This is a genomic window from Motilimonas thetidivivens (genome assembly GCF_046452435.1).
Classification (GTDB): Bacteria; Pseudomonadota; Gammaproteobacteria; order Enterobacterales; family CBDFNC01; genus Motilimonas.
Genome location: NZ_JBKFDK010000012.1, coordinates 25,472 through 40,684, shown reverse-complemented (window position 1 = coordinate 40,684; position 15,213 = coordinate 25,472). Strand labels below are relative to the sequence as shown.

15 protein-coding genes are annotated in these 15,213 nt (G+C 43.2%); 3 read left to right on the top strand and 12 right to left on the bottom strand.

The window, feature by feature from the left end:
- Positions 1 to 107: 107 nt before the first annotated feature.
- From ACK8OT_RS10695 to ACK8OT_RS10685, 3 genes are read left to right on the top strand one after another with little or no spacing between them, the layout of a single operon-like run.
- On the top strand, positions 108 to 890 hold the full coding sequence (locus ACK8OT_RS10695) for a glycosyltransferase (RefSeq protein ID WP_410196504.1): 783 nt from the start codon (positions 108 to 110) through the stop codon (positions 888 to 890).
- The gene (locus ACK8OT_RS10690; protein ID WP_410196503.1) at positions 884 to 1,846 is read left to right on the top strand and encodes an NAD-dependent epimerase/dehydratase family protein; all 963 of its coding nucleotides are present in this window, start codon (positions 884 to 886) and stop codon (positions 1,844 to 1,846) included. The genes ACK8OT_RS10695 and ACK8OT_RS10690 overlap by 7 nt, the downstream gene beginning before the upstream one ends.
- A complete protein-coding gene (locus ACK8OT_RS10685) occupies positions 1,846 to 2,880 on the top strand; it encodes an MraY family glycosyltransferase (RefSeq protein ID WP_410196502.1) in 1,035 nt (344 codons plus the stop codon). The genes ACK8OT_RS10690 and ACK8OT_RS10685 overlap by 1 nt, the downstream gene beginning before the upstream one ends.
- Before the next feature lie 4 nt (positions 2,881 to 2,884).
- Here ACK8OT_RS10685 and ACK8OT_RS10680 read toward each other — a convergent pair whose 3' ends face one another.
- The 12 genes from ACK8OT_RS10680 to ACK8OT_RS10625 form a co-directional block, all read right to left on the bottom strand.
- Positions 2,885 to 4,795, bottom strand: coding sequence for a polysaccharide biosynthesis protein (locus ACK8OT_RS10680; RefSeq protein WP_410196501.1), 1,911 nt, complete (start codon positions 4,793 to 4,795; stop codon positions 2,885 to 2,887).
- Positions 4,796 to 5,168: 373 nt separating this feature from the next.
- Complete coding sequence (locus ACK8OT_RS10675) at positions 5,169 to 7,175, bottom strand: type II secretion system protein D (protein WP_410196500.1); 2,007 nt, start codon at positions 7,173 to 7,175, stop codon at positions 5,169 to 5,171.
- Between the two features lie 110 nt (positions 7,176 to 7,285).
- Entirely contained in the window at positions 7,286 to 7,771 is a 486-nt protein-coding gene (locus ACK8OT_RS10670) for a hypothetical protein (RefSeq protein ID WP_410196499.1), read from the bottom strand.
- Positions 7,768 to 8,400, bottom strand: coding sequence for a hypothetical protein (locus tag ACK8OT_RS10665; RefSeq protein ID WP_410196498.1), 633 nt, complete (start codon positions 8,398 to 8,400; stop codon positions 7,768 to 7,770). Before ACK8OT_RS10665 ends, ACK8OT_RS10670 begins: the two co-directional genes overlap by 4 nt.
- Positions 8,390 to 9,490 (bottom strand): PilN domain-containing protein, encoded by a 1,101-nt coding sequence (locus tag ACK8OT_RS10660; protein WP_410196497.1) that lies wholly within the window; start codon positions 9,488 to 9,490, stop codon positions 8,390 to 8,392. The genes ACK8OT_RS10665 and ACK8OT_RS10660 overlap by 11 nt, the downstream gene beginning before the upstream one ends.
- A gap of 3 nt (positions 9,491 to 9,493) precedes the next feature.
- Positions 9,494 to 10,366, bottom strand: coding sequence for a hypothetical protein (locus tag ACK8OT_RS10655; RefSeq protein ID WP_410196496.1), 873 nt, complete (start codon positions 10,364 to 10,366; stop codon positions 9,494 to 9,496).
- Positions 10,363 to 11,064, bottom strand: coding sequence for a prepilin-type N-terminal cleavage/methylation domain-containing protein (locus ACK8OT_RS10650; RefSeq protein ID WP_410196495.1), 702 nt, complete (start codon positions 11,062 to 11,064; stop codon positions 10,363 to 10,365). Before ACK8OT_RS10650 ends, ACK8OT_RS10655 begins: the two co-directional genes overlap by 4 nt.
- Positions 11,061 to 11,459 carry a type II secretion system protein gene (locus ACK8OT_RS10645; RefSeq protein ID WP_410196494.1) on the bottom strand — a complete coding sequence of 133 codons (399 nt, stop codon included), beginning with the start codon at positions 11,457 to 11,459 and terminating at the stop codon, positions 11,061 to 11,063. The genes ACK8OT_RS10650 and ACK8OT_RS10645 overlap by 4 nt, the downstream gene beginning before the upstream one ends.
- Positions 11,456 to 11,875 carry a prepilin-type N-terminal cleavage/methylation domain-containing protein gene (locus ACK8OT_RS10640; protein WP_410196493.1) on the bottom strand — a complete coding sequence of 140 codons (420 nt, stop codon included), beginning with the start codon at positions 11,873 to 11,875 and terminating at the stop codon, positions 11,456 to 11,458. The genes ACK8OT_RS10645 and ACK8OT_RS10640 overlap by 4 nt, the downstream gene beginning before the upstream one ends.
- A 3-nt stretch (positions 11,876 to 11,878) precedes the next feature.
- Positions 11,879 to 12,286, bottom strand: a complete 408-nt coding sequence (gene gspG, locus ACK8OT_RS10635) for a type II secretion system major pseudopilin GspG (protein ID WP_410196492.1) — start codon at positions 12,284 to 12,286, stop codon at positions 11,879 to 11,881.
- A gap of 10 nt (positions 12,287 to 12,296) precedes the next feature.
- Positions 12,297 to 13,475, bottom strand: coding sequence for a type II secretion system F family protein (locus ACK8OT_RS10630; protein WP_410196491.1), 1,179 nt, complete (start codon positions 13,473 to 13,475; stop codon positions 12,297 to 12,299).
- A complete protein-coding gene (locus tag ACK8OT_RS10625) occupies positions 13,476 to 15,152 on the bottom strand; it encodes a GspE/PulE family protein (RefSeq protein WP_410196490.1) in 1,677 nt (558 codons plus the stop codon).
- Between the last annotated feature and the right edge of the window lie 61 nt (positions 15,153 to 15,213).

The following is a 15,213-nucleotide window of genomic DNA, read 5'->3' as shown; positions in this document are numbered from 1 at the left end:
GACAGTAAAGAGGGTTATATTATTGAAGCGTTGCAAGCTATCAAGTCGTTTTTTTCTGGTTTGTTGATATCTAGTTTATGAACAAAAAGCACCATGTATGTTTAAGTATGTCTCTGGTTGTGTATAAGCCCAATTTAACGCAATTAAACGAGACACTAAGAACCCTTGATAAAGCACTTGAGTATGCTAACCAAAAGGCGATGTTAGTTATAATAGATCACTCGCCTGAATCAGCAATGATAGCGCTTGAAGAGCTTTATCAGCTTGAAAACGCAGTTATAAAGCTAGTTCGAGATGCAACTAATCCCGGATTTGGAGCGGGTCATAATCGGGTTTTAGATAGGTTAGGGGAATTTCACCTTATCATAAACCCCGATTTAGAATTTGAGCCTGACTCGATACAAGCGGCATTAACTTTCATGCAGGAACATCCAGACTGTGGTTTGTTAACTCCTTATGCAAGATGGCAAAACGGCTTAGTACAACCCTTATGCAAGCGCTATCCTAGCTTAATTGACCTTTTGCTTCGTGGTTTTGCTCCCCGTAAGGTAAAACAATGGTTCAAGTATCGCCTAGACCGCTACGAACTGGCTGAGCAACTAAATGCCACTGATGTTTATTGGCAGCCGCCCATAGTGAGTGGATGCTTTATGATGTTTCGAGGTGACGTGTTATCTCGTTTAGGTGGTTTTGATGCTCGCTTCTTTCTCTATTTTGAAGATTTTGATCTTAGTTTGAGGGCGGGCCGTCTCACTAAAATTGCTTATGTGCCACAAGTACGAATAATCCATCACGGAGGCCATGCTTCGCGCAAAGGGGGCCGACATGTTATGCTTTTTGCTCGTTCAATGACGACTTTTTTTAATATTCATGGGTGGCGACTTTGGTAGAACACGGTAACTCTTCTTCAATTTTAGTTACAGGTGCAAATGGGTTTGTCGGAAACGCTGTGTGTGAGCACTTGCTTAGCTTAGGGCATGATGTTGTAGGAGTAGTAAGGGCTCATACTTCTCGGCATCATCACGTACTCGGACCAGATCTGAGTGATACGGCTGACTGGCACGATTTGCTAGAGGGTAAAGATGTTGTTATCCATTGTGCCGCAAGAGTGCATATTATGAATGATGAGAGCTGTGACCCTAGTGCAGAATATCAAGAGGTAAACACAAGCGGTACGATTGAACTGGCTAGACAGGCCATTGCTATGGGAGTTAAGCGATTTATATTTATTAGCTCCATTAAGGTGAATGGTGAAGAAACGCTTGAAGGCGCGGAATTTACTGAAGAAGTAATATATCCTCCAGAGGATCCTTATGGTCGCTCCAAATATGATGCAGAGCTAGGTTTAATATCCATGTGTAATTCAAGTTCAATGGCTGTTACCATCATTCGCCCGCCGCTCATTTATGGCTTGGGTGTCAAAGCTAATTTTGCGACCATGATAAATTGGGTACGTAAAGGTATCCCCTTGCCATTTGCAAAGGTCCAAAATAGACGTAGTTTGCTGGCTTTGCCTAACTTGTGTGATTTTATTGCTGTCTCAATGCATCATCCTGCAGCTATCAATCAGGTATTTCTGATAGCTGATACTAACGCCTATTCAACCTCGGAGTTATTGCAAGAGATAGCAAAAGCTTATCAAGTGCAGATTCGGTTGTTTTATATACCTAAAAATGTCTTGTTTTTGCTTGGAAAATTGTTAAGTTTTGAGCCTAAACTGAATCGTCTTTATGGGTCTTTAGTGCTCAGTACTGCGAAGTCTCAACAATTACTGCAGTGGACGCCTCCCTATTCGTTGTCTCGTGTGCTTGCCATGATGGCATCATCTGATTGTGAGTCTCGCTGATGATTTCTCTACTAGCTTTATTGATTATTTGTTTTATCGCCTCCTTGACGTTAACCGGTGTTTTAAAGTGGTATGCCGAGCACCGCCTGATGGATGAGCCTTGTCATCGAAGCTCCCACCAACACCCAACCCCAAGCGGCGGTGGTATGGCTATCGTACTCACGTATTTGTTTATGGCACCGATAATCGTGTTGTTTTTATTACAGCCGTTGGAAATGTTTGATAGTGCATTTTTGCTCGTGTGGTTCGGAGCATTAGCGATTGCGTTGGTTGGGTTTATTGATGACCATGTTGATTTAAGTGCAAGAATTCGTCTTATTATACAAGCACTAGTGTCATGCTCTGTGGTATGGGCTTTAGGTGGTTTTTCCGTTATTGAGATCGCCGGAATCAAACTGACGCTTTATTGGTGGCTGGGCTTTTTGTTGGCATGGATTGGCGTTATTTGGTTTATTAACCTTTATAATTTCATGGATGGGATAGATGGGCTAGCTGGAGCTGAGGCATTGATCGTCTGTGTTGTCATGGCTGCTTTGTACTTTATTGATGACAAACAATGGACATATAATATTGGCCTTGTGCTTATTGTCGCAATGGCGAGTGCAGGTTTCTTATGTTGGAACTTTCCACCTGCCAAGATATTTATGGGAGATGGAGGGAGTGGTTTTCTAGGATTAACCCTAGCTTCATTAATGTTGATAGATGCCATCTCAGATCCTAAATATTTATGGGTCTGGCTAGTGATGCTGGGGGTATTTGTTGTTGATGCAACATGGACGCTATTAAGTCGTTATATCCATAACTGTAAGCTCAGTGAGGCGCATCGTACCCATGCTTTTCAATACGCAGTAAGGCAAGTGCAAAGCCATAAGAAGGTGACACTAGCTGTAGTTGCAATTAATCTTTTCTGGTTAACACCCATCGCAGTTCTGATTGTATTAGGATTGTTGGATGGGTTTATTGGTATGGTAATTTCTTATATACCGTTATGCTATCTCGCTTATCATTTCAATGCGGGCGTTCCCGAAAAATAGGTACTTATTCAATTGCTGGCTCTGGCTCAGATATTGAGGAAATTGTTGTTGGTAGCTGAATGCTGTAACCAGTAGGAGCCTGGTGAAGTATTTCAGCAATAACTTCCTCATTGTAATTAGTGCAGGCCGTGTCAAGCGGGTGTAATATTTTAGATAGTTGCTGCCAATTTAAAAAACCTTCTTTCGCCTTCATAATTGAAGGGTGAGCGGTTGCTTCAGCGTTGCCATCTATCAATAGTTCCTCATATAGCTTTTCACCAGGTCGTAGCCCAGTAATTTGAATGGCTATTTCACCGAAAGGATCCTCATCAGTTTTAATTGTTAAGCCACTAAGTTTTATCATCCGCGTCGCAAGATCGATAATTTTTACGGGGGCTCCCATATCAAGTAAAAACACATCCCCCCCTTTAGCCATGGCTCCAGCCTGAATAACTAATTGAGCCGCTTCAGGAATGGTCATAAAGTATCGAATAATATTCTCATGGGTCACAGTGACGGGGCCGCCTTGTTTTATTTGCTCTCTAAAAAGAGGAACCACAGAGCCAGAGGAGCCAAGCACATTGCCAAATCTTACCATTGCAAAGATTGTGTTATTTCCCTTACGTATTGCCAGTGATTGTAAGATAAGCTCAGCCATGCGTTTTGAGGCTCCCATAACATTCGTGGGGCGTACGGCTTTATCAGTAGATATCAATACAAAGTGTTTCACATTAGCCGTAATAGCCGCCTCAGCGCACCTCAGGGTGCCAAACACATTATTGCGAACACCCTCAACCACATTCTGCTCTACTAATGGTACATGCTTGTAAGCTGCTGCGTGATAAATTGTTTCGATGCGGTATTTTTTTAGCACCAGCGTGAGTCGTTTTTGTCGTTGAACTGAACCTAAGACAGCGTGTAACTCAGTTGTTAAATTATTTGCTTTGATGTAATTGGAAATTTCCTGCTCAATTTTGTATAAGCTAAATTCGTTTAACTCAAACAAAATGAGTTTACTGGGCGCTTGAGTGATTATTTGTCGACATAACTCCGATCCAATAGAGCCACCCGCACCCGTTACCATTACATTTTTATTGCTAATACACTGCGCCAGCAAATCAGGAATAGGAGGAACAGGCGTTCTGCCAAGCAGATCTTCTACTTGAATATTTTCAATGTCATTTATTTTTGCTCGACCCGTTGTAATGTCATCAACACTTGGCATTGAGAGTACTTCGGCTGAACAAGACTCAAGGCGGTCGATGATTTTAGCCCGCTGCTTTCTCGGCGTGGAGCCCAGTGCAAGCAGAATTTTAACTGCACAATGGGTTGCAATAAGATTTTCAAGCTGGCTATAAGGGTAGACTCTTAAGCCATGGATAGTGGTGCCATGCTTCTTTACGTCATCGTCAATAAAAGCAGCAGGCCGATAATCCATACCGCGTGACAAAGCATGAGCGAGTTGATAGCCAGCATTACCTGCACCGTAAATGATAACCGCAGGTTTAAATCTTTGCAGGCGTTGATGGACAACACTACGCAGAATAAGTCGTGGAAAGCCTAAAATAATCAAGGCAACGAAAGCATAAATCACGGGCACTGAACGAGGTAAAAAACTCTGAAAGTAGTAGCTACTTGCGGCTAATACAATTGCTGAAGTCGTAATGCCCGCCACCAGTGTAGTAATGGCATTAACCGTCATGTAGCGTAAAATAGCGCGGTATAATCCCAGTCTGATGAAACAAAAAATTGAAGCTAGCACAGTGACTAGAATTGATAAAAATTCTGCAGCCCCTATTTCAACCGTGACCTCTGTAGAGTCAAGCCTTAAAAACAGTGCAATAGCGATTGATAATACAATGCCCAATGCGTCATAGCACATAGTTGCAGTGCGTTTAACTGCTCGTGGTAAATTATTGCAGGGGGTTATCAGCATCGAAATGTCCGTTATTTGTAACGTGGGGAACTTTAGCATATTTACCAGTAAATCAAAAAGTGTTGGCTACATAGCTGTCATTTGGCTTAATGTCTGCCAATATCTCAACTATTGCATAAATAGATCGTGTGCTAGCAAAACCATGCCCAATTCAAAAGTCATCGGTGACTTTGCGGTAAATGTATGTCATTACGTTTAGCTGATAAAAACAAGTGTTACAATAATAATATATGACATAAAAAATGCCAAATATGAGTAAAAATGAAATAAAATATGTGGCATCAGCATTTGCCAATAGACACATTCTGTCAACAGTAGAGCCAGCCATTTACTAAACTAGCAAATGGCTCATTGGCAAAACGCATGTGGGTATTTAATCTTCTATCACTGGTTCCCAGCCAGAAATAGCTTTGAATTGATTGGTATAAAAATCAGCATCTTCACGATTATATAAAATATGTGGTGTTATCAGCATTACCATCTCAGTTTGGGTTTGGTTTTCTGATTTAGATTGAAACAATAAGCCTACGCCGGGTATATCACCAAGAAAAGGAACTTTATTTACGCTTTCAATGGTCGTGTTGCTGATCAAACCGCCCATATAAACCGTTTGTCCGCTTTCTACCGCCACCTTGGTATTAATTGAGTTACGATTAATGGGTGGCCTGTTTTTCATATCTTCCTCTACAGTACCAGGGCTACTCACCTCTTGTGCAATTTGTAGCTCAACAACGCCAGACTCATTAATTGATGGTGTAATATCTAAGCTTACCCCGGTATCAATGTAAGTGTATGATTTAGATACGGTTTGGTTGCCGTTAGAATTATCTACCTCACCGGTTTCTACAGATATTTGACTACCCACGTTGATCTTGGCACTTTCTTGATCCATTGCGATTAACCTAGGACTCGACAGTACCTTAGTATTAGCATTGGTTAGCTTAGCGGCTAGGTTGGCTTCAATATTATTGAATATTCCTGAAAATTGCAGCCCGTTACCATCAAATTGTAGCGCGCGTTCGCCTTGCTCAATTGGGGTTCCCACTTTAAAACTGGTTCCAAACTCAAGTTTGTCGGAAACATCCACTGATAAGATAAGTGCCTCCAATAGTACTTGGCGCGGACGTCTGTCGAGTACTTCAAGTAAGTCGAGAACGCGCTTATAATCTTGAAAACGGCCAACAAAAATAAGCGAATTACGGATATTATCAACCACAATTCGGTAATTTTCGGCGACAATCGCAGCATTTGATGTTTTTTGTTTAGTTGGCTCTTTGTAATCGGCATTGATGCTCGAAATATTTAACGTCGCCTGGCGAGCAGCCCCGGTTGCAGAGCTTTGTTCTGTATTTATGCTGGGTTTATCAGCTTCTTTGCCTGCATCTCCGCTTTCACTAAACACTTGAGAAATGACACTATAGACATCTTGCGCCGTGGTGTTTTTCATGAAATAGGTATAAATACCATCACTGCCGCTTTGCGTCGGTTGTGGTTTATCTAACTGGCGGATCCAAGCTTGAGTGTAATTAAGCCAAGGCTGAGTTGATGAGGCAACAATAAAAGTGTTGTTGCTGAGTGGGTAAATCACAACGCCCCGATTACCCTCATTTAACGTGACTGGGATACTCGCGGCCTTTAAGGCTTGCATTAAGTCGGGTACTAGCTCTTCAACAGGCACATAAGCGGGACGAATAGTGGTTAAATAAGAGCCCGAAGCTGCGGGTAGATCTAACCGTTCTAGCATTTCATACAGCTGTTCTATTTCACTACGTTTGGCAATAACGACAAGTGAGTTGAGGTTAAGCTGCATTAATACCGTACCGCCGCTAGGCGCTATCAGCTTCTGAGCTATTTGGCTAGCCTCGCTCAATCCTATATAATAAACGGGTACAATTTCAATCACCTTGCCGTAGCGGAGTTTTGGCGCAATGGTGTCGTTTACAAATTCAGCTGCGCGACTTTCTGCTTTTTTATTAGGTACAACATTAATAAAGCCATCGTTATTGAGTAACGAAACCCCGTTCAGTTGCAAAACCTCTTCAACTAAGCCCAATAAACGATCTGATGGAATCGGCTCATTTACACGTAAAGAAACCTTGGCCTTACTGCTGGATACATCAGGGTCGACACCGTAATTAAGATTAAGCACTTCGCCGAGTGCTAAATTGACAAATGCAGGCAATGCCATTTGTTCGGCGTTAATTGTTAGGTCTTGCGTTGGGAGAATTAAAACGGATGCGTTCTCAAGCTGCTGCGATGCTCTTAACAAGGGGGCAGGTTTTACAGACCGAGTTTGTGCCTTAGAAGATGGCTCGACAGTATTTGATTTACCTTCCTCGGCTTCAAGAACGGTACTCTGAGTGGGTACATTACGTTCCATCTCAACTGTCTTCTTGATAGTTGGTGTAGTAGTAATACATCCCCATAGTAGAGTCATGGGCAAAGAGAGGATACAGATTGACTTAAACTTCATATGTTTGAACACTTATGCTACTTAATAGGGAAAAGGCGAGTAAGTGAAGCCTCACCTGACTCTGATTCAACTACGGTTATTGAATTTTCATTTACGTGTTGTATTTTGGTATTGTCCGGTAAAATGTCTCCTTCGGCGTAACCGTAGTGTAAAGGCTCAAGTCCGGGCCGTTCAATCCAGGCAATATATTCGCCACCTTGAAAAACAATGGCTCTTAAAGTCCATTCCCCAGTCGCGTTTTCCGCTTTCTCAGTTTTGTTGTCAGTATCGGCTATGCTTGCCGACATATCGCGGTTGCCGTTTTCTTGCCACTCGCGATCTGCTACAAATAAGTTGGTTGTAGGCCTGATATATTCATTTTTTGGGTATGGCAAAGGTGCAGAATAATTTGTCTTAGTTCCATTATGTGCACTTCGTAACGTTTGGTAATCGTGATACAGCAACCCAACAACCAAAACCAAACCTATCGAATAAATAACCGACAAAATAAGCTTATTACTCATTTTAAGGCCTCTATTCTATTACTTTCATTGATCAGATTGGTATCTGACATAGCTTTGAAGCCGTAGATATTAACAGATAATTCAAACTGGTCGCTAGTCACTTGCCTAAATTCCGCCTGATCTATAACTAATATTTCAGGACTGTGGCCTGCAACTTGATGAACAAAATCGATCAAGTTATCAGCATTACCTCGAAGTACCCAGCGGGTTTCAATTTTTTCACCAACCCAAGGGACAACCTCTGCGGGTATAAAGCGACGTGATGAGAAGTCAATCTTGAGCGGTTTGAATTTCTTTTCTAAGATAACGACCAGATTTGAGGTTGCCGCACCTTCTGAACGACCAGTAAGGTATCCCGTCTTGGCTGTTGTTAACCAATCTTGGTATTGCGTAAGAACACCTTGTAAGGCAGCCTGTGACTGCAACAAGGACACTTCTTTTGTGTGTTGAAATTGACGTTGGGTAATTTGATCAATCTGTTGGCTGCGCCAGTCGAACACGGGTTGTAAAATAATGGCCCAAATTACAATGCATAATGAAAAAAAGATGCCCCATTGCACCATGGGTTTTTCTAATTCGGCTTGAACTTCGTTACTGCCAAAGGCCTTTTTAATATTATCAATTAACATGAGCTGCTCGTTCTAATGTTAACTCAAGGGAAAACCTTTGCTTCCCTTCGCGAGTCTGAACTATATCACTAATAAACTTGGCCGAATTAACATTTTCAATCTGTTCCATTGCTTCTAACAAGCCATTGGTTGTATCGGCGGTGGCTTCTAGCTCTATACTGTGGTCTTTAAATGCGATGCGAGATAAAACCACTGTTTTGGGTAAGGCGGCCGCTAACGCATCAAGCGAATGAGTTAATGCCTGCTGTTTAGTTAACTCCTGTTGTATTGCCTCGGTGCGCTTTATATTTAAGTTGAGTTCAGCGCGTTGGCGTTGTAACTGCTGTAATTGCAGTGCCCCGGACTCAACACTCGTTTCTAGCTGGCTATCTTGCCAGTAAATCAAGCCATAAGTTGCTATTACCCAAGCTGTCAATAGCGTAAGGCAAGCCGACCATAAGCTGCGTAATCCCCAAGGCGACGAGATATCAATGGCATTAGCATTTTGCCCTGCTTTAAGCCAGGAAAAGTCAGGTACCGACTTAGCGCTTGGGTAGATTGGTAGGTCGATATAGCTTAATGGCTCAAGCCCGTCATAAACGACCCCTTCGATGCTCTCATCTTGTTCTAGCCAACTAGTAAAGCGACGTTGCAAGTGGTGTTGGCTTAGATCCCAAACCCGGCTGGGTAAACCATTGGCTTGGCGCAACGCCGAAAATAGACTGTTGCCATCTTGCCAGCATAAGACAATACCCGGTTTCAAGCAGCCCAATTTATACGCCATTTCCGGCATCACGTGGGTCGCTGAGGGAACCTCTAATTCAGGCCAAATCCAAACGGTAACAAGCCAAACATCGTCCGCTTTATAGGTAAGGTAATATTTGTGGTAGCTTGGCCAAGGCGAGATCTGATTGAGGTCGTTATCAATACACTCTTCAAGTTCCGCTTTAGACACATACTCACGCTCATAGCTCAGCTCTCGGTAGAGCGATTTTGATTGAGGGATCAAGATCACCAGTCGGTCTAAGGGTTTGAGCGACGTTGGTAGGTTTTCTACTTGGCCTTGCTGATCTAAGCGGCACACATATGTAGATTGAAGTGTTAAATTCATTAGCTAAAATCTATCCTGATCTGGGAAATTCCAAATCTGTTTTTCATAAAGGTAAAAACTTGCAGCAAGGATCTTATAACTGCCCCGAGCACGATACCCTTGATACTGGTAATTAACAATAAAACTTGTACTGGGTGAGAGCTCTAACCCTTCACCATACATACCGTATTGGCGTAATAAGGGCTCTAGCTCGATCCATCGGTTTCTCGCTCTAAGATCCTCAATGGTTTTGATTTCTTCTTTATTTAGGCTCAATACCGCAGTTAAAACGGGGAGGGGCATAGAGCCAAAATTAAACCATCCCGGGCCAGCGACTTGCAAATAATCTTTAATGGCTAAGGTATTGGGCTGGTTACCGTTAAAATACTCGGGTTTCATGCTAGGGAGTTCTAATAACTCATCTTGAGCCCGGAAGGGCAACTTTCTCGCAGTTAATGGCAGCTTAACTGGAATGGTGGATTGCATCGATTGCCAAGCCAAGGCTTCAGTTGCGATACTGTTTGCTTGACGAGCATAGCCAAGGTTGCCCAACAGCTTCACCAGGGGTTTATAGGAGGCATGCAATAAGTTAATCAGCCCAGCTTGGTCTTGTACTTTGATTTCTACGTCATTAGATAATTCATAGGATTTGCCGTAAATGGATATTTCCGTGCCGCCAAGCTTAATCAAACTAGGCGAATAATTACCAGCAATCAGCGTGAGTAATGTTCTTTGCTCGGCATTGTGAATAGCTAGCTCGGCTTGCCATTGATTCTTTTGCGCAAAAGCTTGGTCTAAAAAGCCCGCTGATTTCTGTGTCAGAGTGAGTGCCATAATGGTTAAAATGGCTAAAATGACCAAGGATAATGGCAACACAGCACCCGTCATTTTATTCATGAAGCGTCTCCGGGAATATAGGCTGGCTCTAGCACATTAGAATAGTGATTTAGGCTAAATACCCACTCAAATCTTTGTTCTTTGTTATTGATAAACCGAATAATCACTCGGCGAGGAATGCTCTCTTCAAACTCACTGTTAAAATGACTCAACCATTCAGGTGTATCGCGGTAATATTGTTGTTGCTCACGAGGAAGGCTATTGATTGAATCACTGAAGGGAAGGTGAATATCGCCCTCGTAACTAAATTCCACATATTTTAACTCAGTCAACAGCGGAAACCATTCCAAATCAGATAGATACATACCTCTTTGTGGATCTGCCCCCAGCTTTTCTCGATACATTAGTTGCCAAGTATTCTGTTCCTTTTTGATTTGCAACTCAGTCAGAGCTACTTTTCCCGGCCCTTGAAATATCGGCGCAGAAGAAAGAAAGCTCATGCTTACATTGTCGCCTTTAAAATAGGGGGCAGACTTGTAAGAGCTGATTCTAAAGCGGGATGCTACAGATTGTTCAAAAACCAACCTAAGCCACTGTTCACGGTAGAGTAATCGTGTTTCTGCCTCTCCCTTATGTAAGCTTCTTACCCAATTGAGTCGACCTTGTTCAAAGGCTAGTAATGCCAGTCCCATCACAGCTGAAAAGATGGACAAAGCGACCAGCATCTCAATTAGCGTAAAACCCTTATTATTCCTCATGGCTCCCATCCAATGAGCTCAAATTGAAATTGCCAAGGCTGCGAGGCTTGGGCAGATGGTTGTACTTGTACTTCAATTTGGTAAAGCGCCAGCATGCGATTACGGTCAAGTGCCAATTTATCTAGTCGGCTTGGCACCTCGGGGGTTATCGCGCGGGCGCGCCAATTATATTGGATATCAGCCAGCTCACCGTTGCCTTGTTTGACTAAATGCGGGTTGATAAACTTTATTGAATTGAAAATGTTTCTTTCAATAGCAATGCGTTGATTACTCATCATGGCACGCTGAGTGGTAAAGTCAGACTGATTAAATAACGGCAGCAATGCCGATAACAGCGCGACCAGAATAACGCTCGCAACTAATACTTCGATTAATGTAAACCCTTTTTGCCTCATAGTTTTTGCAAGTCAATCTGGCCATCAAGGCGAGAAATGGCAAGCTGCCAGTGGGTTGAGGAATCAATCATAAATACAATTTCGCCACCCGTCGTTACATGATGTGGTCGGTAAACTATGGGGGTGGGCACGCTGATTTGCCAATCGGTAATGCCGGCAATGGTCATTTGATTGACCATAAAACCTTCATTTAACTCGACGGCGTTGCCCTGCTTAAGAATGGATTTAATGTCTTGAAAACTACGCAGCCAAATTTTTTCGATAGCATGGCGTTGCTGTGCACGCTCCAGCTGATTCCAAAGTTTGGGTACCGCAATACCAGAAATAACGCCAAGTAACGCCAGCACAACGAGCAATTCGATTAACGTAAAGCCTCGAATAATAGCAGGGGGGCAGTTATGGCGTCGATCTTTCATTTACTAGAATAAACCCACGTCTTGATCTTCACCTTCTCCGCCCTTAACGCCATCGCGGCCAAGTGAATAAAGCGCAAAATCGCCATTGTTTTTACGCTCATAAATGTAAGGTTTATTCCAAGGATCGATAGGCACTTCTTTCGTTAGATAGGGGCCGTTCCAGCCTCTGGCGCCATTAGGAGCAGACATTAAAGAAGCAAGCCCTTGCTCTGTGGTTGGGGCTTCGCCCACGTCTAAGCGATAAGTGTTTAAAGCAGAAGTTAACAGCTCAACCTGAGCTGCGGCTACTTTAGTTTTAGACCCGCCGACTTGCTGAAACAAGCGCGGACCCACTAAACCAGCAAGCAAAGAAATAAGCACTAATACTACGAGCATTTCAATCAGCGTAAAGCCGTTTTTTAGACGTTTCATTTTTTAACCTTTAAAAAGAAATCTCATTAACTGAAATTATACCGGAAATGATCATCACCATAATAGAGCCAATTAACCCACCCATCAAAACGATAACGGCAGGCTCCATAAGAGTGATAACACGATGTAAACCCAATTTTAAGCGGCGTTCGTAAAGCACATTAATCTCAGCGAAGCTTTGTCCTAAATTAGCACCAGATTCGCCCGTCGTTATCATTTGTAACACCATGTCAGGAAAGACTTTTAATTGTGTTAACGCGCCTGATAACGAGCTGCCTTGTTTGACCAGTACCACAGCATCTTCGAGGCGTTTTTTAAGCGATTGGCTGGCTAAACTTTCGGCAGAAAGTTCCACCCCTCTTACCAGCTCTACACCCGAATCTAATAGCTTTTGCATGCTACTTGAAAATTGCACTATGTCCCAAGCTAGCAATAGGCGTCGAGTCACAGGAACAAAGCTTAAGATGGAAAATAATTTGGCTTGTAAAATACCGCGATGATGAGTGTACCATAACAACACAATCGCTATCATGATGCCGACGATAATGAAATCAAAATTCAAATTAATCCAGTCGGATATGGCAATCAAACGAGCCAGTGCCGTGTCAGAGCCTTGCCCCTCAACCATACTTTTAAAGTTGGGTAATACGTAAGAAAACAAAAACAACATGATAGCGGAGCTGATAAAAAGTAAAAAAGCTGGGTACGTTAAGGCACTGCGCATTTCACTAAGCAAGTTCTCTTCTCGTTCGACGCGCTCAGCCACACTGTACAAGGCATTAGGCAAATCACCATTAGCTTCACCTAAACGCAGCATGGGTGGAATATAAGAAGGAAACACATGAGGCAGGCTCTCTATCGCATCGGATAATGATAAACCGTTCTCTAAGCTAGCAAGCACCATGGACCACGCTTTACGCAACACTTTGCTTTCAGCTACCTTACTTAGGGAAGCCACGGCTTTATCCAGTGGCATACCGCTGGCACGTAAACTGGCTAATTCGCGCAAGGCCGTTAGCAAGGCTTCACGAGAGACAGTTAATGGGATCCTTGGCAACCCACGCTTAATAACTAAAACACTCAACCCACGTTGTTCAAGGGTTTGTTTAGCATCCTCTTTGGATATGGCTTGGATCCAACCGTCAATTAAGCTGCTGTCTTTCTGTCTAGCAACATACTCAAAGTACATTTAACCTACCACGCGCATAATTTCATCAATACTGGTTTCCCCTGCGGCCGCGCGCAGCAGAGCATCTTGGCGCAGCGTGCGCATATTTTGCCGCTTGGCATAATCACGCAAACTTGAGCCTTCGATATCAAAATCCCCTAGCTCGCTATCAACCACTAAGAGTTCAAAAATAGCCAAACGGCCTTGGTAGCCAGTGTGATTACAACGATCGCAACCCGTTGCTCGCTTAAACCTAACCCCATCAGCACACAGTTGTGGCCAGCTTTGCGCCACTTGACCCCAGCCCAATTGCTCGGCTCTGCTGTGTTCAAACTCACATTCTTCACTGCAATGAGGGCAAAGGCGACGCACTAAACGTTGCGCCATAATGCCCACCACAGTGGATTTGATCAAATAATCAGGGATGCCCATGTCTTTTAAACGAATAAAGCTACTGGGTGCATCATTGGTGTGTAAGGTGGATAATACAAAGTGACCGGTTAGCGCCGATTGTACCGCAATCTGCGAGGTTTCTTGGTCACGCATTTCACCAATCAAAATAATATCGGGGTCTTGGCGCAAGGCTGATCTAAGTACGGTGGAAAAATGCAAACCAATATCGCTGTTAACCTGAATCTGAGTTAAACCAGGCATTTGATATTCAACAGGATCTTCAACCGTGATGATCTTAGTTTCCATATCATTAAGTTTGCTTAACAAGGTGTAAAGCGATGTCGTTTTACCGCTACCCGTAGGCCCCGTAACTAAGAAAATACCTTCTTTCTTGTCTGTTAACGAATTAAGGGTCAGCAAATGGTCGGCAAACATAGCGAGTTCTTTTGGCTGGCTAACGCTTTGCTGTTCGTTAACTAACAAACGCATCACAATGTTTTCACCGTAGACGGTTGGCGTTGTCGCTACCCGAATATCAATGTTTTTACCGGATAACTTAACCCGAATTCGGCCATCAAGGGGCAGGCGCTTTTCAGAAATATCTAACCCAGCCATCAGTTTAACCCGAGAAATAACCGCGGCATGCAAAGCCAAACTGGGACGCTCTACTTCTTGTAATACCCCATCAATGCGGATCCGAACCCGAAACACGCCGCGATACATTTCAAAATGAATATCAGACGCCTTGGCATCAACCGCTTGTTGGATCACACTGTTGACTAACTTGATAATGGGCGCTGAGCTGGACTCATCCCCTGCGCTGGCTTCAAGCTTCTCATGGTCAGAGCTTTCTAACATTTGCGCCAGTTTACGAAATTCATAATGGGAGGTCAGCACGGGTTGAAACTCAAACCCTAACTCTTGGCATACCGCGCCAGCAACAAATTCATCAAACACATTTTCGGTTGCAACAAACAGCCGATTCCCTTCCAGAAACAGCGGAAAGGCATTGTTTTTTTGCCACCAGGTTAAAGCTAAATTGGTTGCAATGGGTTTGAGCATATCAATATCATCTTCACCCATTTGCTTAAGTACATGGCCGAGTAAGGGTAAAGACAACTGTTGCGACAAGGCTTGCAATACTTCGGCTTCGGCACACACCCCAGATGCAACTAATATTTCACCAATTAAGCGTTTAAAGCCTTCGTTGCGTTGCAACTGCAATGCAGATTCAAGATCGGCTTCGCTAATGGTCTGCGATTGAATCAACAACTCACCAATATACATCTTATCTATACCACTCATTTATACAGTGCAAAATCATACCAAATAATCATTCAGCCTAGGGCAATACTTTTTAAGATTT